The sequence below is a fragment of the Halorientalis sp. IM1011 genome, from assembly GCF_001989615.1.
Taxonomy (GTDB): domain Archaea; phylum Halobacteriota; class Halobacteria; order Halobacteriales; family Haloarculaceae; genus Halorientalis.
Map to the genome: position 1 here is coordinate 2,593,875 of NZ_CP019067.1, position 19,332 is coordinate 2,613,206.

Consider the following 19,332-nt stretch of genomic DNA (forward strand, 5'->3'; position numbering starts at 1 on the left):
CGGCAACTACGACTCGACCGAGGCCCCGACCGCGTCGGCGATCGCCTGGAGGTCGGCCTTCCGGAACGTGGAGTCGTCCGCCGTCTCCGACGACTCCGCGATGCCGACCTCTGCCCGGATCCGTCGGCGCATCCGCGTGGTCGACGGCCGCTCCGTCTCGTCGACATCGACGTCGAGCGCCTCACAGATGGCCTGTAACTCCTCCTTCGTGAACGACGCGTCGACCTCCCGTTCGAAGCGACCTGTCGTCACTCGAATCGCGTTCTGAATCTCGTGGACGGTCGGACTCATGTGTGTCTCCTCTCCTGGCGCGTCCCTCAAGCTTCCTACTCGGTCGCACTGAAACGGTGAGACGTTCCGGAGTGGACCCAGTGTGGGGGAGTCGATCCTACGCGGTCGAGGGGTCCTCGACGTCCGAGAGGTAGGCCGTGAGGTCCGTCGTCGAGAGCATTCCGATGACGCCTTCCTCGTCGTCGACGACGGGGAGGTGCTGGATATCGAACGTGATCATCTTGTCCGCGGCGTCGCGGATGGAGTCCTGTGCGTCGACGGTGACGACCTGATCGCTCATGTACGTCTCGACGGTCGTGTTCGCCTTCGGCTGGCTCTTGGCGACGATGCGGACGAAGTCTGTACTCGTGAGAATACCCTTCAACTGATTGTGAGTGTCGACGACGACGAGCGAGCCGATCTGCTTTTCCAGCAGGATGTCGGCAGCCTCCTCGACCAGCGTGTCCGGCGAAACGGTAACCGTACCCGACGACATCAGGCGCGCGACGAAAATATCGTCCATACCCTTACCCTGGGCGGTCAGCCTGTAATGTCTATTGGTACCCCGACGACCGAACGTCGAGTTCTCGCGACGTTGCGGTACTCGCTACGAACGCCCCCGAGATGATTCGTTTCAGTTCTTCGACCCACTGATCAGGCTCACAGCCCCGTCGGATGATCGACGAACGTCGTCTCGAGGCCCCACGATTCGGCCAGTTCCGCCAGATTCCGGACCCCGACGGTCTCGGTGCCGTAGTGCCCGCCCAGGACGACGGTGATCCCGGCCTCACGAGCCTCGTGGTACACCTGCTGTTTGCCTTCGCCCGTGACGAGGGCATCGGCACCCGCGTCGACGGCCTCGTCCAGCCAGTCGACGCCGCTGCCGGTGACGATCGCTATCTCTTCGATCTCGTCAGGTCCGAAGTCGAGCACCTGCACGCCCTGCCCGCCGTGATCGAGTTCCGCGGTCAGCAGGTCCCGCAGTTCCTCGGCGGTGAACGACTCGACCGCAGTTCCGCGCTGGCCGACGTACTCCGGTCCCATCTCGCCGAACGGTTCCCGCTCGTCGAGGTCGAGCAGGTCGGCCACCCCGGCGGCGTTGCCCAGTTCCTGGTGGCCGTCTAGCGGCAGGTGCGAGACGTACAGCGGCAGGTCGTGTTCGTAGTGTGGTTCGAGTCTGTCGTAGAACCGGCCAGTGACGCGCTCGACGCTGCCGAAGACGTAGCCGTGGTGGGTCACGAGCATATCCGCGCCCGCCTCGACGGCGGCCTCGGCGGTCGCCGCCGCGGCGTCGACCGCGAACGCGACGTGGTCGATCTCCCCTTCGACCGACCCGACCTGAAGTCCGTTGGGGCTGGCGTCGAGGTCGGCGTACGCGTCGGTCCGCAACTCCTCGTCCAGTCGCGCGCAGAAGTCGCTGCAGTCCATACCCGCCCTTCGCGGCCCCGGGTGGTAGTGGTTACGTCACGGTCGTCGCCCGCTCACTCCTCGGAGCGGACGAGTTTCCCCTTCTGCTCGCCGACGTAGCCCTCGCTGACCAGCGCGTCGAGCACGTCTTCACAGTCCTGCTGGGGGATGGCGTAGGCGTTCGACGCCACGACCTCGATCTCCTCGCGCTCGACCGGGAACTCGCGGTTCTGGAGCAGCTTGATGACCTTCTGGGCCGCCGGCGTCGAGAGGAGCGACGGCTGATCTGTTCCCTCCGACCCGTCGCTCTCGTCCCTGTCCGTTTCCTCGGCCGTCTCCGCGTCTGTTGCCATCTCCGCCTCGTCGTCAGGACTGGTTTCGGCTTCGCCCGATTCGGATTCGACGGTCTCCGATCCCTCGGACGCGTCGGGTTCGCCTTCATCCGCGACTGTTCCGGGTTCGCTCCCGTTCGGCACTGCGTCTTCCGCCTCGCCCTCCCGCTCGTCCTCGCCATCTGCTACTGCAGTCGCCTCACCTGTGGGTTCGACGGCGTAGGCGGGGCCCTCGTCATCGTCGCTCCCCAGGTCGGCCGTCGGGTCCTCGTGGTCGGCCGAAAGCGGCGACGGCTCGGGGCCGGCGGCGAGGGGTGTGGCGGTCCGTTCGGCACCGTCGGCGGCCGACAGCGCCACGTCGAGCACTTTCGAGAGCTTCCGGCGACAGACCGGGCAGAGGTCGACCGTCGGCCGCTCGTCGGTCCCGGCGTCCTCCGGAACCACCGGATAGGGGTCGATCTGTGCGTCGAGCGCTGTGCCGCAGAAGTAACAGGACGCGAACTCTGACATGCTCGGGACCCACTCGCGCCACCGTCTAAAAGCTATCCGCCGGCCGATCGCTCCCCCTCACTCGCCGGCGGCGTGGGCGAACACGAACGCCCGCACCAACTTCGCCCCCAGCGTCGCCGCCTGCCCGTCGTCGCGGTCGTTGACCTCCACCACGTCGAACCCCTCGGCGTGGGGTGCGACCGCCCGCACCGCGTCGTGCATCTCTGTGGGGTCGAGTCCGAACGGTTCGAGCGTCCCGGTCCCGGGCGCGAAGCCCGGATCCGCTGCGTCGATGTCCACACTCAGGTAGGTCTCTCCATCCCGCACTGCGGCGGGCGGCTCCCAGTCGGAGACCTCGGCGGGCGGAACGACGGTCACGTCGGCATCAGCGGCGCGGTCCCACTCCGCTTCGCTGCCGGTGCGAGCCCCCAGCACGATCGCCTCGTCGGCCACCGACAGCGCGTGGTGGGTGACGGTCGCGTGACTCAGCGGGTTGTTCGCGTAGGACTCGCGCAGATCGAGGTGGGCGTCGAGACAGACGAAGACGTCCGGGTCGACGGCACGGACGCCCGCGACGGTGACGGTGTGTTCCCCGCCGATGGTCAGCGGGACAGCGCCCTCATCGCGCACGTCCTCGAGTGTTCCGCGGAGGAAGTCGAGATACTCGCTCGTGTCGTCGGTCGGACCGATGTCGCCGTGGTCGTGGACGGCGAGGTCCGTGAACCGCTGGTCGGTGTGGTGATCGTAGTCGTCGAAGGATTCGGCGAAGTGGCGGACGCGGCGCGGGCCGAACCGGGTGCCGGGCTGGAACGTCGTCGAGGCGTCCAGCGGCGCGCCGACGACGACGTATGCGGCGTCGCTCCGGTGGGCCCGAGCGCCGGGAAACATTAGCTACGGACGATCTTGCGCTGTTCTTCGTACTCCAGATACTCGATGTCGTCGTCGGGCGAGAGATCCACATCTCCGGGGACCTTCATCGTGATCGTGTCGTAGGTGTCGAGGTCCATGACCTGCGCCACGTCGTCGCTCTCGACGTTGACGACCTGACCCTGCTTGCGCTCGATTATCGGGACCCAGATCTTCGCGTCGACGGGCTGTGAGAGGCTACGCTTCTTGCCGTCGAAGACTCCTTCACCCTCGACGCGGGCCTTCGCGCTCCCGTGTTTGCCCGGCTTGGCCGTGCTGTAGGAGTTAATCTTGCAGGGCGTGTCGTCCATCATTACGTAACTCCCCTCGTCGAGTTCGCGAACCTCGGTCTGCTGTCTTGCCATGTCCCGCGGTATTCAGTGTACGAGTATAAACGGTTTGGAAGCGACCCGTCCCGTCCAGCGGCTCTCAGTGCAACACGACGCCCTCGAACGCACCGGATAGCACCGTCTCCCCCTCGACCGTACACTCGATGTCGGCCGCCACCTCGTCGCGCTCTTCACCCGCCGCCACGTCGGTCAGTTCGACCCGGCAGTGCACTTCCTGCCCGGTGTATACCGGCCGCCGGAAGTCGAACTCCATGTGGCTCGCCAGCACCTCCAGGTCGCCGCCGATCTTCGTCGGCATCGTCGCGGTCAGGAGACCGTGAACCATCAATCGTCCGTCCTCGTCGTGTTCGAGGTGGCGCGGCTGGCGATCCTCCGAGAGGTCGGCGAACTCGCGAACGTCCGACTCCGTGAAGGTGCGCTCGTAGGTGACGACTTCGCCCTCGGCGATGGCTGGCATGTCCCCGAGAACTGGCCCGTAATCCGTAGCCCTTTCGCCGGTCAGGACTCGACGTCCTCACTGTCGCCGGCCGTCACGTCGATGTCGGTCCCGCCCTCGTCGCCGCTCCCGTCCTCTACTGCGACTGGGGTCGCGTCCGACCGGTCGGCATCCTCGTCCGCATCTCCGCTCCCCTCGTCTCCCTCCTCCCCGTCGGGGCCGAACCCGGCGCCGAGACCGATCTCGCCGACCGCGGAGCCCTCGTCGCCGAGTCCCTCCTGGCGTTCGCGCATGCTCTGGCGGGTGAACTGGGGCTGGGCGCGGATGCCGCGCTTGCTCCGGAACGACCAGTACAGCAGGCCCGCCACGAGTACCGTCGCACCGCCGGCCACACCGGCGGCTTCGACGGTGCTGAACGCGTACAGGACCGCGGTCGAGACGATGCCGGCCGACAGGGCCATTCCGTAGACCAGTCGCCTGGCCAGCGTCGCCAGCAACCCGTCGGAGTCCTCGATGTCGGCGTTGACCCGCAGGTCGTCCCGGTCGATCCGGTCGAGCGTCCGCTCCAGTTTCGGCGGCGTCCGGATCGCCGACTGGGCCGCCTGCTGGACCTCGTCTGCCCGATCCGTCACGAACTGCCGGACGCCCGCCTCGACGTAGCCCTGATCGCCCAGGTAGTCGGTCGCGACGGCGATGAAGTCGAAGTCGGGGTCGAGCGTGACACAGACGCCTTCGACGACTGTCGCCACGCGCAGGACAAGCGCGAGGTTGGCGGGCAGGCGCAGCGGGAACTCGTAGATGGTGTCCTCGACCTGCTGGACGATCTGCTGGACGCGGTACTGCTCGATGTCCTCGCCGCGGGCGTCGGCGATGGCCAGTTCCATCACCTCGCCCATCACCTCGCGGTCGGCGTCCGGTTTCAGCGTCCCCATCTCGATGAGCGTGTCGAGGATGGCGTCGGTGTCCTGCTCGGCGACGGCCATGTAGAAGTCGACGATCTTCTCCTGGATGAACGCGTCCACGTACCCCGACATACCGAAGTCGTAGAACACGAGCGTCCCGTCGTCCTGCACCGCGAGATTCCCCGGATGGGGGTCGGCGTGGAACACGCCGTCCTCGACGATCATCTGGAGGTAGACCCGCTGGAGCGTCTCGGCGACCGCCGTCCGGTCGACGCCGAGGTCGTCCAGTTCCCGGATGTTCGAGATCTTGGTCCCCTCGACGTACTCCATCGTGAGGACCCGTCCCGTCGAGCGGGACCGGTCCACGTCCGGGATGCGGACTCGCCGATCGTCGGCGAAGTTCTCGCTGATCTCTTCGAGCATCCGGCGTTCCCGGCCGTAGTCCATCTCCTGGCGGATCGTCTTGGCGAACTCGTCGGCCAGCGTCTCCAGCGAGAACGACCGCGTCTCGTCGACGAACCGCATGATGATCGGCAGCGACCACCGGATCACCCGCAGGTCGGCCTCCACGAGGTCCTCGACGCCCGGCCGGCGCACCTTCACCGCGACGGGGCCGTTCTCGGTCTCGGCGTAGTACACCTGCCCGAGACTCGCGCCGCTGATCGACTCGGTGTCGAAGTTCTCGAAGTTCTCCTCGACCGGCCCCAGTTCGCCTTCGAGGACCTGCTTGGCCTCGGCCCACGGAGCCGGGGGGACCTCGTCCTGCAGTTTGGTGAACTCGTCGATGTACTCGGGGGGCAGGACGTCCGGCCGGGTCGAGAGCAGTTGGCCGAGTTTGATGAAGGTCGGGCCCAGCGTCAACAGCGAGTCGAGCAGGGCCGCAGCTCGCTCCCGGCGCTGTTCGGCCGAGACCTGCCGGGAACTGCCGAAGAGCAGGAACCGGTTACGGTCGCGGGCGTAGGCGAGCAACAGCGGCAGGAACTGGCGTGCGACGGTGACGAACCGTCGGTACGCGCGGAGGTTCACCGGACGGCCACCCCGACCTCAGGCCTCGGCGTCCTCGATGGGGATGGACGTTTCCGGCTGGGCTCCGGCCTTGGGCAGGCGGAGTTCGAGGACGCCCCGGTCGACGGTGCCCTCGGCGTCGGCACCCGTCGCGTCGGGCGGCAGGGGGAGTTCGGCGTCCAGAAAGAGCGCGCGCTCCTCCTCGACGTACCGGAACTCCGTCGGGAGATCCTTCTCGCGCCGCGCCTCGATCTCCAGGCGGCCGGCCGTCACCTGCACGTCGACGGTCTCGGCCGTCGCTCCCGGCAGGTCGATCACCAGGAGGTAGGCGTCCTCTGACTCCAGCAGGTCCGCGAACACCGTCTCGGGGAGGTCCCGCAACGCATCGCGCAGCGCTGACATGCGCAGTTCTAAGGACGCATGGGCGAAAAAGCCCGCGGTCCCGTGCCGTGTCCACGTTACACACCTGTTCGCCCGACGCTTTTTGCCCGCCCCGGTCTAACTCCCGGCCATGACTGACCCACGCGAGTCGGGCTTCAAGGACGTGACGCCGCTCGCCGACGCGCGCGAGCGGCTTCGCGAGGCGGTCTCGCCCCACGACCGGACCGAGACCGTCCCGCTCTCGACGGCCGCCGGCCGGACCGTCGCCGAATCCGTGGCGGCCCGCCGCGCCGTCCCGCACTACGACCGCGCGGCCATGGACGGGTTCGCCGTCCGGGCCGAGGACACCTTCGGCGCTGGCGACCGCTCCCCCGCAGTGCTCCGACTGGGCGGCCACGCCGAGGACGGCGACGAGGTCGGCCCCGACGAGGCCGTCCGCGTCCACACCGGGAGCGAACTCCCGCCCGGAGCCGATGCGGTGGTGATGGTCGAACAAATAGACACCGTCGCGGAGGACGTCGAGATCTTCGACGCCGTCGCCGAAGGAGAGAACGTCGCGCCCGCCGGCGAGGACGTCGAATCCGGCCGCTCGCTCTACGACCCCGGCCACCAGTTGCGCCCCTCGGACATCGGCCTCCTGAAATCGACCGGCGTCACCGAGATCGAGTGTTACCAGCCCCCGACCGTCGGCGTCGTCCCGACCGGCGAGGAACTCGTTCAAACTGATCCCGACCCGGGCGAGATCGTCGAGACCAACGGGTTGACCGTCGCCCAGTACGTCGAGCGCTGGGGTGGGGTTCCCGAGTACCGCACCGTCGTCACAGACGACGAACACGCCCTCCGGGCGGCGATCCAGCGCGACCTCACGAAGGACGTGATCGTCACTACCGGCGGCTCCTCGGTGGGCGAACGGGACCTCCTGCCCTCCGTCGTCGACGACCTCGGCGAGGTGCTGGTCCACGGGATCGGCGTCAAACCCGGCCACCCCGCCGGCTTCGGCGTCGTCGAGGACACGCCCGTGATCATGCTCCCCGGCTACCCCGTGGCCTGCATCGTCAACGCGGTCCAGCTCCTGCGCCCCGCTGTGAAGTGGGCCGGGCACATGCCGCTCGAACCCCATCCCGAGACCGAGGCCGTCCTCGACCGGAAGATCGCCAGCGAACCCGGCGTCCGGACGTTCGCCCGCGTCGAACTCGACCGGGACGGCCGCGGAATCGACGAGTCGGAGGACCCACCGCGAGCCACGCCGACCAGGGCGAGCGGCGCGGGCGTGCTCTCTTCGGTCGCGCTGGCCGACGGCTGGGTCGTCGTCCCCGAGGAACGCGAGGGGATTCCCGAGGGTGAACGCGTCGCCGTGCAGGACTGGGAGTGGTATCCATGACCGATAGGAAAGAGTTCCGCGACCTCGCGCCGCCCGAGGACGCCCACGAGGCCATCGCCTCGCTGGATCTGGGCGGCGGGACCGAGACCGTTCCCCTCCGGGAGGCCCGGGGCCGCGTGCTCGCCGAACGGGTCGACGCCGAACTCGACGTGCCGGGGTTCGACCGCGCCTCGATGGACGGCTACGCGGTCCGGGCGCGGGACACCTTCGGCGCGGACGAGGCCGATCCCGCCGAACTCGACCTCGTGGGCGAAGTCCACGCCGGCGCGGAACCCGACGTGACCGTCGAGGAGGGCACTGCCGCCGAAATCTCGACGGGGGCGGTGATGCCGCCCGGCGCGGACTCGGTAGTGATGGTGGAGAAAACCGACGAGGCAGAGGGTAACGACGAAGTCTTCGTCCGCACCTCGCTGGCCCCGGGCGACAACGTGATGCTCGCGGGCGCTGACGTGGCCGCCGGCGAGCGCACGCTCGGCCCCGGAACGGAACTCACGCCCCGCGAGATCGGCCTGCTGTCGGCGCTCGGGATCGAGGAGGTGCCAGTCCGCGCGAAACCCCGCGTCGGCATCGTCTCGACCGGCGACGAACTCGTCCGGCCCGGCGGGGACCTGAATTCGGACGCGGGCCAGATCTACGACGTCAACAGCTACACCGTCGCGACCGCCGTCGAGGAGGCCGGCGGCGAGGCCGTCCTCTACCCCCACGCCGGCGACGATTACGAGGAGATGGAGCGCATCCTCACCGAGGCCGCCGAGGAGTGTGACCTCGTCCTTTCCTCTGGGTCGACCAGCGCCTCCGCCGTCGACGTGATCTACCGCGTGATCGAGGAGCGCGGCGACCTCCTCCTGCACGGCGTCGCGGTCAAGCCCGGCAAGCCCATGCTGATCGGCCGCCTCGACGGCGGCGACTCCCCGTCGGCCTACGTCGGCCTGCCGGGATACCCCGTCTCCGCGCTCACGATCTTCAGAACCTTCGTCGCCCCCGCGATCCGCGAGGCTACAGGACTCCCCGAACCCCGAACCGCCACCGTCGACGGTCGGATGGCCGTCGAGGAGCGCTACGGGGAGGGCCGGCGTCGGCTGATGCCAGTAGGACTCGTCGAAGACGGCGCTGGCCCGGAGGGACAGCGAGCCGGAGGCGGCAACGCCGCCGGAGCGCGCGGCGACACGCTCGTCTACCCCGTCGACAAGGGAAGCGGCGCGACGACGAGCCTCGTCGAGGCCGACGGGATCGTCGACGTGCCGCCCGAGACCGAGTACCTCGCGGCCGGCGAGTCCGTCGAGGTCCAGCTGTTCTCGCCCGACGTTCGCCCACCCTCGCTCTACGCCGTCGGCGAGGACGACCCGGCGCTCTCCCGACTTCTCGACCGCCTCGACCGACCGCGCTACCTCTCGCTCGGGACCAGAGAGGGTCTGCGCCGCCTCCGCAACGGCGTCCCCGACGCGGCCGTCGCTGCCGGCGACCCCGAGATCGCGGCCGATCACGAAGTCCTCGGCGGCTGGACCCGCGAGTGGGGGCTCGTGGTTCCCGAGGGCAATCCCAACGACGTCAGCGATGTGGCCGCCCTCGTGGATCGCGACCTGCGGCTGATCAACCGTGGGACGGACTCCGGCCTGCGGACCGCACTGGACGACGCCGTCGCCGCGCTGGCCGAGGAGCGCGACGCCTCCCGGCGAGAGTTGACCGACGCAATCGACGGCTACGAACTCACCGTGAAAGCCCACGAGAGCCCGGCCCGGAAGGTGCTGGCCGGCGAGGCCGACGCGGGACTGGGCCTGCGAGCGACCGCCGCGAAACTCGACCTCGGGTTCGTTTCGCTGGGCGAGCAGGACGTTCGGGTGCTGGCCAATCCCGACCGGACCGGGAAAGCGGGCGTCGAGGGCCTCCGGACCGCAGTCGAGAATGTCGAGTCGGTGCTGGCCGACCTGCCGGGGTACCGGCCGGCCTGATGTGGCCGGAGTGAAGTGCCGGCGACTCGTATCGCCGCGGGGATGGACTGGGATCGGTTCTACGGCGTCCAGCAGTTCGCCGTCTTCGCCGTCCTCGCACACCTGCCGCTGGTCGTCGAGGCGTCGCTGTCGCTTCCGCTACTGGTCGGCTGGTACGTCACCATGCTCGCGGTCGCGTGTCTGGCGCTCGTGACGAACCTCGGGTGGCCGGCGCTGGCCCGGGAGTACGAGACCGAACTCGGTGCCCTGGAGGTCGGTCTCTGTGGCGTCGGCTGTGCCATCGTGACGGTCGTTCTGGTACAGACCCCCGACCCGACGCGGTACACGTACGGGCTGGCCGCCGTGGCTGGTGTGGCGGCGGTCGGGCTCGCGGGGGCGAGTCTTTCAAATGGACTGTCACATTTATTCCCGTGGCGTCGGTAACCCGAACCGATGGCCCCGAGCCGCTCACGCGACGTGCGATCGATGGCACTCCTCGCGGGCGTCGTCTGCGCCGCAACGACGGTTTTCGGCGTGGTCGGTTCGCCGATCACCGTCAGGATGGAGGAACCGGTGACCCTTCTCGCTGCATTCGCCTACGTCGCCATCGGCACCGGTGCCGTCGCGACCGTCTCGCTGTTCCTGTTCGTCGGCCGGTCCCTGTTGTCGCCGGGGATCGTCGGTAGCGGGTACCTCGCCGTCGTCTACGCCGGGTTTCTCGGCGCTGGTGAGACGGAGTCGCTGGTAGTCCTGTTGAGCCACTGGCCGTGGGCGTTCGCCGCGGCGCTGGGGCTTGGACTCGTCGAGTACCTGATCCGTCGCGGAATCGAACGCTGGACCGGCCGGTTCGGTCCGCGACCGCTCGTCTGAGCCGGTCAGTCGCCCGCCGGCGACTCCCCGCCGAGTTCGGCGAAGCTCTCGATCCGGCGGTCGCCCAGTACGCACTGGCCCCGGCGGTGGGGATCGTGGCGCTCGACGTGGATCCCGTCGAGGCCGGCGTTCCAGGCCGCACCGATGTCGTGCGGGCCGTCGCCTGCGAGGACCCCCGCGTGACCGTTGTATCCCATACCCAGATCCTCCATCGCCAACTCGACCGGTGCGGGGTCGGGTTTCCAGCCGATGTCCTCCGTACAGCAGACCACCGTATCGAACCAGTCGCGGATGTCCAGTCGGTCCAGCACGGGATCGGTGAGGTACCGCTGGCAGTGCGTGACGAGTCCGACCGGGCCGTCGAGGTCCGCGACGAAGTCGGCGTCGTCGTAGAGGTAAGTGTGTTCCGCGCGAGCCTGGGCGTCCTCCACGTCGTGGAAGACGGTCCAGAACTCCTCGACGTCGACGCCCCACTCGCGCAACTGCTCGTCGCGCGACCCGCCGAGGCCGTGCCAGATGATCTCGGCCTCCCGGTCGGTGAACTCGCGACCGAGGCGGTCGCCGACCTCCTCGAACACGCCGCCGACGTAGTCGGGCTCGATGTCCACCAGCGTACCGTCGAGATCGAGCAACCAGAAGTCGTACGAAACCATCGGAATCGGGATTCCGAAGATACGCGGTTAGTTACTAAGTGCCTTCTGTTCGTTTCGGTACCGTATACCACGACTCGGACGGACCGCACCGCGACCGAACCCCATCAGACCGTCCCGACCGGTTCGCCGGCACCGATCACGAACTCACCGTCGAACCGGAGCCGCGCCAGCGCCCGCTCCCCCAGATCGAGGTCGCGGAGCCGGTCGGCCCGCGGGTGGTCGCCGAGTTCCCACGTCGCCTGGCCCGAGTAGGGCCACGCGCCGAGTCGCCCGTCCAGCGTCAACTGCTCCCGGAGGAGCGTCCCGTCCTTGACGGTGTAGGACACGCCCTCCTGGCGCTGGTCGACTGCTGGTGGGGCCTCGACGTCGAGCGTGATGACCTCTTGTCCGTCCGCCGTGACCGTCGTCCGCCGCCCGGCGACGTGGTCGTCGTGGTCGATCTCCGCGACTTCTTTCGGGTAGCCCCAGACGTCGACACCGAGGGCTTTCGCCGGTTCGGTCGTCACCGGGAGGTACCAGACGTACCCCGACGCGCCGTGCGTGGCGAGCGACGCGAACGGCCACGAGCGCTCCCCCGCCTCGACGGCCGGAAACATGACGCTGAACTCGTCGTAGGGCGTCATCACCTCGTCGCCGATGCGGTGGTACTCGACGGCGAGGACGGTCACCGCCGCTCGCCGCGGCGTCGCCCGTATCGGTTCGAGCCCCCGCGGGAGCAGGTCGTCGACCGCCGGCCGATCGGCCGAGAAGATCGCCCCATACACCGTCGCCTCCGTCGACAACGGCACCGATACCGTCTCTCCCGTCGACAGCGTGATCGGTTCCGCAACTGTGCCCCCAGCCTGTGGCGTCGTCCCCATGTCCGTGGCTGTCACCGCCCCCGGGGAAAGCGTTGTCGCCGTCTGGTTCGCCCAGTCCGCCTACTCATCTACGCCCACGTCGACACCGACGTCCACGTCCACGTCGCTCAGGCCGTCGGTCAATCCACCGAGGCCACCGCTGTCGTCCCCGCTCTCCCCGCCGATGGCGTCGACCCAGGCAACGAGGGCCGCCTGTATCGCTTCCGACCGGTCCTCGAAGCCACCGGCCGCACCGGCCTCGTCGACCGCCGCAAGCAGCGCCGTCGGCAGTTCCACCTCGATCCCCGTCGTGTCGTCGTACTCTCCCATACTTGCGGCTGCTGAGTCGAGAAAGAAAACGGCTCTGGTTCGACAGCTCCCGGTCAACCGTCTCCGTCGACCACACGGATCGACGAGCCGAGATACTTCGACAGCACGTCCGGGACGCCGTCGGCGTTGAACTGGCCGAGGTCGTCGGCTATCTCCGCTTTCAGCGCGTCGAGATACGCTCCGTCCGTCCGGAGTTCTCGAAAGTCCACAGAGAGCACCGTGACGCCCAGCGCGTCCTCGGTCAACTCGCGGAAGTAGTCGGGGTCGTTCAGTTCCCCGCGCCAGCAGTTGTCCCGGAAGAACAGCCAGCCGTCCTCTCCGGGTGGGTCGGCCTCGCGGTAGAGTCTCGTTTCGAACTCGGCGGGGTCGGCCCGCAGCCCCGGCGGGTCGGGATCGAGCCGGAACCGACACCCGAAGACGTACTCGGCGGTGCCCGACGGCTCGTCACTGCCCCCGCTCCAGTCGCTCGTCGTCACTCGTAGACTTCGTCGAACCGCTCGGCGAGGTCGATGTCCTTCTGGGTGATGCCCCCGGCGTCGTGCGTGGTCAGCCGGACTTCCACCTCGCCCCAGGTGATCGTTATCTCCGGGTGGTGCCAGGCGTCCTCGGCGATGCCACCGATGCCCGACGCGAACCCGACGCCGGGGAGGTACGAATCGAACTCGTAGGTCCGGACGATTTCGTCGCCGTCCCGGTCCCAGTCCTCGGGAAGCTGTGCCTCGATCTCGGAGTCGTCGAGCAGGTCCGCCATACCCGTATCGTCGGGCGGGCGGCCCAAAAAGCTCGGCCTCGCCGGGAAAAGAGTTAGTATCGCTAACACGTATCGGACAGACCATGTGGGATCGGATCGACCGGCGACGGTTCCTGGCAGGCGGCTCGGCGATCGTCGCTGCCGGAGCGATAGCGAGACGGCCGCCGTCGTCGTCATCCGCAGTGGATCTCGGCCCTCGGGTCGTGACCGATCCGACCCTCGCGGTGGAAACCCCCGAGAAACTGGTCGGGAACGTCCGGGCGACCCAGGACGTGATCGATACGGAATCGACCGCGTCGCTCGATCTCTCGTTCACCTGGACCGGCTCGGAGACACGGCGGATCGAGTTCGGCGCGAACGAGATTCCGTTCAGCAATCCCAGACGCTCCGCCCCGGACGGGGCCACCGCGATGCTGGTGACCGCGGAGACGGGTGCGGCGATCGACCGCCGTGACGACCGGACCTGGGTCCCGAACGACGCGGATGAAATAACGACATTTCTGCCGCTGGAGGGCTATACCTTCGACCCGGGCGAAACCGCGAGCTGGTCCTGGCAGCTCTGGGGGGTTCCGGGCGAGACCGCGTCCATCGAACCCGGTGCGTACCGGTTCGAATCGCGGTCCGGGAGCCGCGGCGACGGGGACCCGATGGTGACCCTCTCGCTGTCCGTCGAACCGCTCCGGCGTTCGTAGGCCAACGGCCGGGAGACCCCGTCTCCGATCCGAAATCCCTTCCACGCCCGCGCTCGAAGCGCGTCTGTGACGCCCCGTTCGGCTCGTACCGCCCTGGCCGCCGTCGTGTTCGCCGTCCTGCTGGCACAGGTGTTGCTCTACCCCGGTATCGACACGCTGGTGACGGCGCTCGGTGCCGACACGACGCTGGACGCGAGCATGTGGTTCCTCGCCGCCGAGTTCGGTGCGTTCGTTCTCTTCGCCGGCCTCTGGGGCGCGGCCAGTGACGCCGCCGGCCGCCGGGTCCCCTTCATCGTCACCGGCGCGCTCGCCGGCGCGGCCGGCTACGCCCTGCTCGCCGGCCTCCCGCAGGTGTTCGACCTCCCGTTTCTGGCCATTCTGGGCCTGCGTACCCTGCAGGGCGCGGCGACCATCGGCGCGTTCTCCCTCTCGATCACGATGCTGATGGACCTGGATGGCGGGCACGGCCGCAACATGGGCGCGGCCGGCATCGCCATCGGCGGCGGGACCGCGCTGGGCGCGCCGCTGGGCGGGCAACTGTACGAACTCGACCCCTTCGCACCGCTCGTGGCCGCCAGCGCCCTCCTCGTCGTCGTCGGCCTCCTCGCTTCCCGAGTCACAGATCGGGCTCCCGACGAACACCGGGGTCGACTCGCGGCCGTCCGCGAGACGATCCGGGAGACCCCCGCAATCCTCGTCCCCTGCGCGTTCGGCTTCGTCGACCGCCTCACGGCGGGCTTTTTCGCCCTCGTGGGAACCCTCTATTTCCGGGACGTGTTCGAACTCTCGCCCGGTGCCACGGGGCTGATGCTCGCGCTGTTTTTCGCGCCGTTCGCGCTCTTTCAGTACCCTTTCGGCGTCCTCTCGGACCGAATCGGGCGCACGATTCCCGTCCTCGCGGGATCGGCGCTGTACGGTATCGTCGTGATCGGCGTCGGCTTCGCGCCGACAGTCGCGCTCGCCGGCGCTGCGATGGTCGCCGTCGGCGTCATCGGCGCGCTGATGGCCCCGGCGACGATGGCGCTGGTCACCGACCTGGCCGCCGACGACCGCCGCGGCGTCGCGATGGCCGCGTTCAACGCCGTCGGAAGCCTCGGCTTCCTGGCCGGCGTCCTCGTCGGCGGCACCGTCGCCGACGAGTTTGGCTTCTTCGCGGCCTTCCTCACCGTCGGCGGGATGGAAGTCGTCGTCGCGACGTTGGCTATCCCGGCCTTTCTCCGGCTGGATATTCCGAGCGTCGAGAAACGAGTCGACTCCTGAGAATCAGTCGTCGAGCTGGTTGAGGACCGCCTGTGGCATCTCGGCTTTCATGTCCTCGGGGATCTCCTCGGGATCCATGCTGGAGACGAACTCCGGGACGTCCGAACCGAACTCCGGATCGAACAGCTGGAGCGCGGTGTTGATCGTCGTCCAGTCGTCCTCCTCGGCGGCGTCGCGCAGACTCTGGGTCGGCGGCGCGAGCAACTGCCCGACCAGGGCGTCGGCCATCGACTCGACGACCTCCTTTTCCTCGTCGTCCAGATCCAGTTTCTCGAACGCCGTGGATAGCTCGCGGGCCTTCGTCCGCTCGGCGCTCTCGTACATGCCCGCGATCACCTGATCGGCCCGCTTGCGCTTGTACTGGGTGAGCAGGTGTTCGAACTCCTCGTCGACGAGTTGTTCGACCGCCTCGGCGGCGGACTCCCGCTGTTGCCGGGAGGCCGCCGTCACTGACTCCAGCGCGTCCATGTCCCTGACCGTCACGGCGTCCAGGTCGTCGGCCGCCGGCGGCACGTCCCGGGGCTGGGCGAGGTCGATCACGAGGGTATCGCCGGCGCGCTCGAGCGTGTCGACGCCGACGACGTGGTCGGGACTGCCCGTCGCCGTGATCACCAGATCCGCCCGCTCGATGGCCGTCGAGACGCCGTTGAGTCCGAGGGCGGACCCGTCCACGTCGAGTCGGCCCACCAGATGCTCCGCGTGGGGCACAGTTCTGTTCGCGACGAGCACGCGCTCGACGGTCCCGTCGAGGGCTTTGGCGACGAGTGACCCCATCTCGCCCGCGCCGACGACCAGCGCCGTCGCGGTTTCGAGGTCACGTTTCCGCTCGGCGAGGTTGACGGCTGCGCTACCCAACGATACCGTCCCCTCGTTGATGGCGGTCTCGGTGCGGGCGCGCTCGCCGACGTGGATCGCCTTCGTCACGCCGTTTTCAAGCACCGGCCCCATCGCGCCGACGCCGCGTGCGTCCTCGTAGGCGTCCCTGACCTGACCGAGGATCTGATCCTCGCCCAGGACGATCGATTCGAGGCCCGCGGCCACCCGGAGGAGGTGGCGCAGGCTCTGTTCGTGCCCCATCTCGACGACGGCATCGTCGGACACGGTCGCGTGGTAGTTCTCCAGCGCGGCCCGACCGACCGACGCTTCCGGGGCGACGGCGTAGGCCTCCGCGCGGTTACAGGTCTGGAGGACGTACGCCTCCTCGACGCCCGGTTGATCGAGTAGCGACTCGACGGCCCGACGCTGGTCCTCGGTACAGGCCGCCTCGATGTCGTCGACACTGGCCTGCCCGTGGGCGATACTGACACCTGCAATCACGCCGGCTCCGTTTATCACTCGAGATCACCCGTCACGTCCGCAATCACGTCCTCGGCCACTTGCCGTGGCTTTGTCCTGCCACTATCTAAATGCTTCCAAACACGCCCGGACCGCACGACCGCCCGAATCGCCGCCCGCCGCTCGTCCGGATCGACGTCATCGCCCTGCAACTCCGACCGCAACTCGCCGGTCAACTCGGCCATCTCGCCGGCCCCCTCGATGTCGTCCTCGATTTCCTGGCGTAGATGCCGGCTCAGCGCCGGACTCCGCCCGCCAGTCGAAATCGCGACCGTCACCGGTCCGTCCCGCACCGTCGCCGGCACGACGACACTCTCTGGATCGCGCTCGCCGTGCTCGTCCGTCCGGTTGACCAGCGCGCCAGCGTCCCGGGCCGCCCGCTCGATGGCCGCGTTCAGGTCGCCGTCGTCGGTCGCCGCCACCACCAGCGCCGGATCGGTGTCGTCGATCCACTCCGCGACCGCGGCGGCGTCCGGCGCGGCCGTCACGCGCTCGGCCCCGCCGAAGTCCGCGTCGGCGAACGAGGGGCTGACGACGATCACCTCGGCCTCGCGGGCGAACCGCCGGGCCTTCCGCGCGCCGACCGACCCGCCACCGAACACGAGAACGGTCGCGCCCGAGAAGTCGTGCAACAGGGGGATCATTCCTGCCCCATCAGTCGTCGGCTTCACCCGGTTCGACCGTGTTCGCTCGGGCCCGCTCGTCCATCCGGATGCCGGTCTTCTTGAGGATCCGGGTGGAGAACAGCGTGTCCCAGTCCTCGTCGTCCACGTCCCAGAACTCGGCCATCTTCTCGCGGACCTGCTGGACACGCTCGGCGCTCTCTTCTTCGCTGCGGCCGTGGGTCATCGCGAAGAAGTTGTACGGCCAGACACCCTCGTGTCGGGGCCGTTCGTAACAGTGCGTGACGAAGTCCAGCGACGCGACGGCCGGCCCGACCTCGTCGACGACCTCGTCTGGCACGTCCCAGACCGTCATGCCGTTCTCCGTGTAGCCCAGCGCGTAGTGGTTCGGGATCACGCCGACCCGCCGGACCTTTCCTTCCTCGTTAAACCGCTTGATCGTCGAGAGCACCCACTCCACGTCCACCTCGAGAGCCTCGGCCACGTCCCGATAGGGCGTCGGCGAGATCGGCAGCCCGTCCTGAATCTCCAGTACGAGATCGAGTTCCCGGGGCGTGAGGGAGGCCCGGTCGGTCGGGGTCACGTCGGGGCCGAGATCCGAGCAGTCCACGTCGCCCTCCGAAATCGGGCCGTCGAGCAGGAACTTCGCCTCCACCCGGAACTCCTGCTGTTTGGGCAGGTTGTAGGTCTCCTGTCCCGTGTCGTCTTCGATGGACGCGAGCACGTCTTCCACCGCGTCCGCGTCCGGGACGCTGACGACGAACCACATGTTGAGGTGGGGATGCTCGCGTTCGTAGTTGTGTGCCACCGCGTCGTACTCGTTGACCTGCTCGGCGACCTCGTCGTACCGGTCCTCGGGGGCGTGCATGGCCACCAGCGTGGCCGCGCCGCCGATCTCTTCGGCGTTGATCAGCGCACCGAAGCGCGTCAGGACGCCTTCCTCGTCGAGGTCCCTGACCCGCTCGAAGAGATCGTCGGCGTCGACGTCGACGCCGCGGTCCCGGAGCGCCGCGGCCGCCGGCTCGAAGGGACGTTCGACGACCGGGAACCCGCCCTGGAAGGCGTTGACGATCGCCCGGTCGACCCGTCCGAGATCATCGCTCATGCCAGAATATGGGGGCCGGGGCGGCATAAATCCGCGCTTGTCGGCCGCGAATCAGGCCGGCTCCGATACCGCCTCGACCGTGTATCCGTCCTCGCGGACGGCCTCGACCAGCCCCTCCTGATCGGTGTCGGCCTCGTAGTAGAAGACGACCTTGAACTCCTCCTCGCGGAGTAGTTGCTGGCACTCCCAGACGAACTCGTCGCCGTCCAGCGTGCGCCCCTGATGCTGGTTCAGGCCGAACTCGGCGTCGTCGTTGCCCGAGTAGACGTAGGTGTCCTTCGGATCGACGCCCGCGTGGTCGGCGATGTGCTCGCCGATTTCGATGGTCGTCTCGTGGAGCGACGCCTCGTCGTCGCTGCCCAGTTCGGTGTGGACGATGATCCCCACGAGTTCGATCTCGCCGGGTTCGAGTAGCGCTTCGGCCCGCTGGTAGAGATCCGGGTCGATGGGGTCTTCGGTCTCCATTACCCGATGCTGGCCGTCCCTGCCCCATACCTCTCACGGTCTGATATCGGCGGCGAGTTACGACAGTGCCGTCGCTCGAAAATGTGCGTCTCGGGGCCAGCAGCCCCGCACGGTACCGCGGTTGGCGTTTACAGGCGCGTGAGGTTCTCGGCGCGCGGGCCCTTGTCGGCCTGCACGATGTCGAACTCCACTTCCTGGCCTTCTTCGAGGTCGGGACCGCCGATGTCCTCCATGTGGAAGAACACGTCTTCGTCCGCGTCCTCGGTGTCGATGAACCCGTACCCTCCAGTGTCGTTGAAGAAGTCGACTGTGCCTTCAGCCATGGTTACAGTCGCTCCAGGTTGGTCGCTCGGGGGCCTTTGTCGGCCTGTTCGATGTCGAACTCGACCTCCTGACCTTCCTCCAGGTCGGGGCCGCCGACGTCTTCCATGTGGAAGAACACGTCTTCGTCCGCATCTTCTGTGTCGATGAATCCGTAACCGCCAGTGTCGTTGAAGAAATCAACCGTACCGGTCGCCATTGCACCTTATCAGAGGAGGTCACTATATTAAAAGCCTGCGGGTCACCCCACCCGGTACTGGTCCCCGAGGACAAGATTCTTATCACGGGGTGAGAGTTTTTC

General features: G+C 68.2%; 26 protein-coding genes. 6 read left to right on the forward strand and 20 right to left on the reverse strand.

Going from position 1 to position 19,332, the window contains the following annotated elements; genetic code table 11:
• Nucleotides 1–6 precede the first annotated feature (6 nt).
• The 9 genes from BV210_RS13380 to BV210_RS13420 form a co-directional block, all read right to left on the reverse strand.
• On the reverse strand, nucleotides 7–291 hold the full coding sequence (locus BV210_RS13380; protein ID WP_077207130.1) for a hypothetical protein: 285 nt from the start codon (nucleotides 289–291) through the stop codon (nucleotides 7–9).
• Between the two features lie 97 nt (nucleotides 292–388).
• Nucleotides 389–793 (reverse strand): CBS domain-containing protein, encoded by a 405-nt coding sequence (locus BV210_RS13385; RefSeq protein ID WP_077207131.1) that lies wholly within the window; start codon nucleotides 791–793, stop codon nucleotides 389–391.
• Between the two features lie 137 nt (nucleotides 794–930).
• Nucleotides 931–1,698, reverse strand: coding sequence for a Nif3-like dinuclear metal center hexameric protein (locus tag BV210_RS13390; protein WP_077207132.1), 768 nt, complete (start codon nucleotides 1,696–1,698; stop codon nucleotides 931–933).
• 53 nt (nucleotides 1,699–1,751) lie between these two features.
• The gene (locus BV210_RS13395) at nucleotides 1,752–2,519 is read right to left on the reverse strand and encodes a hypothetical protein (protein ID WP_077207133.1); all 768 of its coding nucleotides are present in this window, start codon (nucleotides 2,517–2,519) and stop codon (nucleotides 1,752–1,754) included.
• Nucleotides 2,520–2,576: 57 nt separating this feature from the next.
• Nucleotides 2,577–3,386, reverse strand: a complete 810-nt coding sequence (locus BV210_RS13400) for an arginase family protein (protein WP_077207134.1) — start codon at nucleotides 3,384–3,386, stop codon at nucleotides 2,577–2,579.
• On the reverse strand, nucleotides 3,386–3,769 hold the full coding sequence (locus BV210_RS13405) for a translation initiation factor IF-5A (RefSeq protein ID WP_077207135.1): 384 nt from the start codon (nucleotides 3,767–3,769) through the stop codon (nucleotides 3,386–3,388). The genes BV210_RS13400 and BV210_RS13405 overlap by 1 nt, the downstream gene beginning before the upstream one ends.
• A gap of 64 nt (nucleotides 3,770–3,833) precedes the next feature.
• A complete protein-coding gene (locus BV210_RS13410; protein WP_077207136.1) occupies nucleotides 3,834–4,211 on the reverse strand; it encodes a MaoC/PaaZ C-terminal domain-containing protein in 378 nt (125 codons plus the stop codon).
• Between the two features lie 41 nt (nucleotides 4,212–4,252).
• Nucleotides 4,253–6,118 carry an AarF/ABC1/UbiB kinase family protein gene (locus BV210_RS13415; RefSeq protein ID WP_084802638.1) on the reverse strand — a complete coding sequence of 622 codons (1,866 nt, stop codon included), beginning with the start codon at nucleotides 6,116–6,118 and terminating at the stop codon, nucleotides 4,253–4,255.
• A gap of 18 nt (nucleotides 6,119–6,136) precedes the next feature.
• Nucleotides 6,137–6,499, reverse strand: coding sequence for an Hsp20/alpha crystallin family protein (locus tag BV210_RS13420; RefSeq protein WP_077207137.1), 363 nt, complete (start codon nucleotides 6,497–6,499; stop codon nucleotides 6,137–6,139).
• Nucleotides 6,500–6,608: 109 nt separating this feature from the next.
• On the opposite strand from BV210_RS13420, the gene glp reads away from it, so the two are divergent.
• The 4 genes from glp to BV210_RS13440 are packed head-to-tail and all read left to right on the forward strand — an operon-like array spanning nucleotide 6,609 to nucleotide 10,657.
• Entirely contained in the window at nucleotides 6,609–7,859 is a 1,251-nt protein-coding gene (gene glp / locus BV210_RS13425; RefSeq protein WP_077207138.1) for a gephyrin-like molybdotransferase Glp, read from the forward strand.
• A complete protein-coding gene (locus BV210_RS13430; protein WP_077207139.1) occupies nucleotides 7,856–9,808 on the forward strand; it encodes a molybdopterin biosynthesis protein in 1,953 nt (650 codons plus the stop codon). Before glp ends, BV210_RS13430 begins: the two co-directional genes overlap by 4 nt.
• A gap of 15 nt (nucleotides 9,809–9,823) precedes the next feature.
• On the forward strand, nucleotides 9,824–10,231 hold the full coding sequence (locus tag BV210_RS13435) for a hypothetical protein (RefSeq protein WP_157526017.1): 408 nt from the start codon (nucleotides 9,824–9,826) through the stop codon (nucleotides 10,229–10,231).
• 9 nt (nucleotides 10,232–10,240) lie between these two features.
• Nucleotides 10,241–10,657 (forward strand): hypothetical protein, encoded by a 417-nt coding sequence (locus BV210_RS13440; protein WP_077207141.1) that lies wholly within the window; start codon nucleotides 10,241–10,243, stop codon nucleotides 10,655–10,657.
• Between the two features lie 5 nt (nucleotides 10,658–10,662).
• On the opposite strand, the gene BV210_RS13445 is transcribed toward BV210_RS13440, so the two are convergent.
• From BV210_RS13445 to BV210_RS13465, 5 genes are all read right to left on the reverse strand, one after another.
• Nucleotides 10,663–11,310, reverse strand: a complete 648-nt coding sequence (locus BV210_RS13445) for an HAD family hydrolase (protein ID WP_077207142.1) — start codon at nucleotides 11,308–11,310, stop codon at nucleotides 10,663–10,665.
• A 104-nt stretch (nucleotides 11,311–11,414) separates the two neighbouring features.
• The gene (locus BV210_RS13450; protein WP_077207143.1) at nucleotides 11,415–12,170 is read right to left on the reverse strand and encodes an acetoacetate decarboxylase family protein; all 756 of its coding nucleotides are present in this window, start codon (nucleotides 12,168–12,170) and stop codon (nucleotides 11,415–11,417) included.
• A gap of 60 nt (nucleotides 12,171–12,230) precedes the next feature.
• Nucleotides 12,231–12,479 (reverse strand): ribbon-helix-helix domain-containing protein, encoded by a 249-nt coding sequence (locus tag BV210_RS13455; RefSeq protein WP_077207144.1) that lies wholly within the window; start codon nucleotides 12,477–12,479, stop codon nucleotides 12,231–12,233.
• Between the two features lie 53 nt (nucleotides 12,480–12,532).
• Nucleotides 12,533–12,955 (reverse strand): LWR-salt protein, encoded by a 423-nt coding sequence (lwrS, locus tag BV210_RS13460; RefSeq protein WP_077207145.1) that lies wholly within the window; start codon nucleotides 12,953–12,955, stop codon nucleotides 12,533–12,535.
• On the reverse strand, nucleotides 12,952–13,230 hold the full coding sequence (locus tag BV210_RS13465; protein ID WP_077207146.1) for a 4a-hydroxytetrahydrobiopterin dehydratase: 279 nt from the start codon (nucleotides 13,228–13,230) through the stop codon (nucleotides 12,952–12,954). Before BV210_RS13465 ends, lwrS begins: the two co-directional genes overlap by 4 nt.
• 182 nt (nucleotides 13,231–13,412) lie before the next feature.
• On the opposite strand from BV210_RS13465, the gene BV210_RS13470 reads away from it, so the two are divergent.
• Complete coding sequence (locus BV210_RS13470; protein ID WP_157526019.1) at nucleotides 13,413–13,922, forward strand: hypothetical protein; 510 nt, start codon at nucleotides 13,413–13,415, stop codon at nucleotides 13,920–13,922.
• A 66-nt stretch (nucleotides 13,923–13,988) separates the two neighbouring features.
• Nucleotides 13,989–15,182, forward strand: coding sequence for an MFS transporter (locus BV210_RS13475; RefSeq protein WP_077207148.1), 1,194 nt, complete (start codon nucleotides 13,989–13,991; stop codon nucleotides 15,180–15,182).
• A 3-nt stretch (nucleotides 15,183–15,185) separates the two neighbouring features.
• Here BV210_RS13475 and hemA read toward each other — a convergent pair whose 3' ends face one another.
• The 6 genes from hemA to BV210_RS13505 form a co-directional block, all read right to left on the reverse strand.
• Nucleotides 15,186–16,517, reverse strand: a complete 1,332-nt coding sequence (hemA, locus tag BV210_RS13480) for a glutamyl-tRNA reductase (RefSeq protein ID WP_077207149.1) — start codon at nucleotides 16,515–16,517, stop codon at nucleotides 15,186–15,188.
• Nucleotides 16,514–17,161 (reverse strand): bifunctional precorrin-2 dehydrogenase/sirohydrochlorin ferrochelatase, encoded by a 648-nt coding sequence (locus BV210_RS13485; RefSeq protein WP_077207150.1) that lies wholly within the window; start codon nucleotides 17,159–17,161, stop codon nucleotides 16,514–16,516. The genes hemA and BV210_RS13485 overlap by 4 nt, the downstream gene beginning before the upstream one ends.
• A 10-nt stretch (nucleotides 17,162–17,171) precedes the next feature.
• Nucleotides 17,172–18,245 (reverse strand): Lrp/AsnC family transcriptional regulator, encoded by a 1,074-nt coding sequence (locus BV210_RS13490; RefSeq protein ID WP_077207151.1) that lies wholly within the window; start codon nucleotides 18,243–18,245, stop codon nucleotides 17,172–17,174.
• 51 nt (nucleotides 18,246–18,296) lie between these two features.
• Nucleotides 18,297–18,710: a DUF5778 family protein gene (locus BV210_RS13495; protein WP_077207152.1), complete on the reverse strand. Its 414-nt coding sequence runs from the start codon at nucleotides 18,708–18,710 to the stop codon at nucleotides 18,297–18,299.
• Between the two features lie 128 nt (nucleotides 18,711–18,838).
• On the reverse strand, nucleotides 18,839–19,033 hold the full coding sequence (locus BV210_RS13500) for a cold-shock protein (protein ID WP_077207153.1): 195 nt from the start codon (nucleotides 19,031–19,033) through the stop codon (nucleotides 18,839–18,841).
• A gap of 2 nt (nucleotides 19,034–19,035) precedes the next feature.
• Nucleotides 19,036–19,230, reverse strand: coding sequence for a cold-shock protein (locus BV210_RS13505; RefSeq protein ID WP_077207154.1), 195 nt, complete (start codon nucleotides 19,228–19,230; stop codon nucleotides 19,036–19,038).
• Between the last annotated feature and the right edge of the window lie 102 nt (nucleotides 19,231–19,332).

Excerpts from the sequence above, each read along its gene's own strand:
- BV210_RS13380 (WP_077207130.1), bottom strand. The coding sequence starts at position 291 with ATGAGTCCGACCGTCCACGAGATTCAGAACGCGATTCGAGTGACGACA.
- BV210_RS13465 (WP_077207146.1), bottom strand. The coding sequence starts at position 13,230 with ATGGCGGACCTGCTCGACGACTCCGAGATCGAGGCACAGCTTCCCGAG.
- BV210_RS13390 (WP_077207132.1), bottom strand. The coding sequence starts at position 1,698 with ATGGACTGCAGCGACTTCTGCGCGCGACTGGACGAGGAGTTGCGGACC.
- BV210_RS13430 (WP_077207139.1), top strand. The coding sequence starts at position 7,856 with ATGACCGATAGGAAAGAGTTCCGCGACCTCGCGCCGCCCGAGGACGCC.
- BV210_RS13485 (WP_077207150.1), bottom strand. The coding sequence starts at position 17,161 with ATGATCCCCCTGTTGCACGACTTCTCGGGCGCGACCGTTCTCGTGTTC.
- BV210_RS13400 (WP_077207134.1), bottom strand. The coding sequence starts at position 3,386 with ATGTTTCCCGGCGCTCGGGCCCACCGGAGCGACGCCGCATACGTCGTC.
- BV210_RS13410 (WP_077207136.1), bottom strand. The coding sequence starts at position 4,211 with ATGCCAGCCATCGCCGAGGGCGAAGTCGTCACCTACGAGCGCACCTTC.
- BV210_RS13385 (WP_077207131.1), bottom strand. The coding sequence starts at position 793 with ATGGACGATATTTTCGTCGCGCGCCTGATGTCGTCGGGTACGGTTACC.
- BV210_RS13455 (WP_077207144.1), bottom strand. The coding sequence starts at position 12,479 with ATGGGAGAGTACGACGACACGACGGGGATCGAGGTGGAACTGCCGACG.
- glp (WP_077207138.1), top strand. The coding sequence starts at position 6,609 with ATGACTGACCCACGCGAGTCGGGCTTCAAGGACGTGACGCCGCTCGCC.
- BV210_RS13450 (WP_077207143.1), bottom strand. The coding sequence starts at position 12,170 with ATGGGGACGACGCCACAGGCTGGGGGCACAGTTGCGGAACCGATCACG.
- BV210_RS13420 (WP_077207137.1), bottom strand. The coding sequence starts at position 6,499 with ATGTCAGCGCTGCGCGATGCGTTGCGGGACCTCCCCGAGACGGTGTTC.
- BV210_RS13405 (WP_077207135.1), bottom strand. The coding sequence starts at position 3,769 with ATGGCAAGACAGCAGACCGAGGTTCGCGAACTCGACGAGGGGAGTTAC.
- BV210_RS13490 (WP_077207151.1), bottom strand. The coding sequence starts at position 18,245 with ATGAGCGATGATCTCGGACGGGTCGACCGGGCGATCGTCAACGCCTTC.
- BV210_RS13495 (WP_077207152.1), bottom strand. The coding sequence starts at position 18,710 with ATGGAGACCGAAGACCCCATCGACCCGGATCTCTACCAGCGGGCCGAA.
- BV210_RS13500 (WP_077207153.1), bottom strand. The coding sequence starts at position 19,033 with ATGGCTGAAGGCACAGTCGACTTCTTCAACGACACTGGAGGGTACGGG.
- BV210_RS13445 (WP_077207142.1), bottom strand. The coding sequence starts at position 11,310 with ATGGTTTCGTACGACTTCTGGTTGCTCGATCTCGACGGTACGCTGGTG.
- BV210_RS13395 (WP_077207133.1), bottom strand. The coding sequence starts at position 2,519 with ATGTCAGAGTTCGCGTCCTGTTACTTCTGCGGCACAGCGCTCGACGCA.
- BV210_RS13505 (WP_077207154.1), bottom strand. The coding sequence starts at position 19,230 with ATGGCGACCGGTACGGTTGATTTCTTCAACGACACTGGCGGTTACGGA.
- BV210_RS13440 (WP_077207141.1), top strand. The coding sequence starts at position 10,241 with ATGGCCCCGAGCCGCTCACGCGACGTGCGATCGATGGCACTCCTCGCG.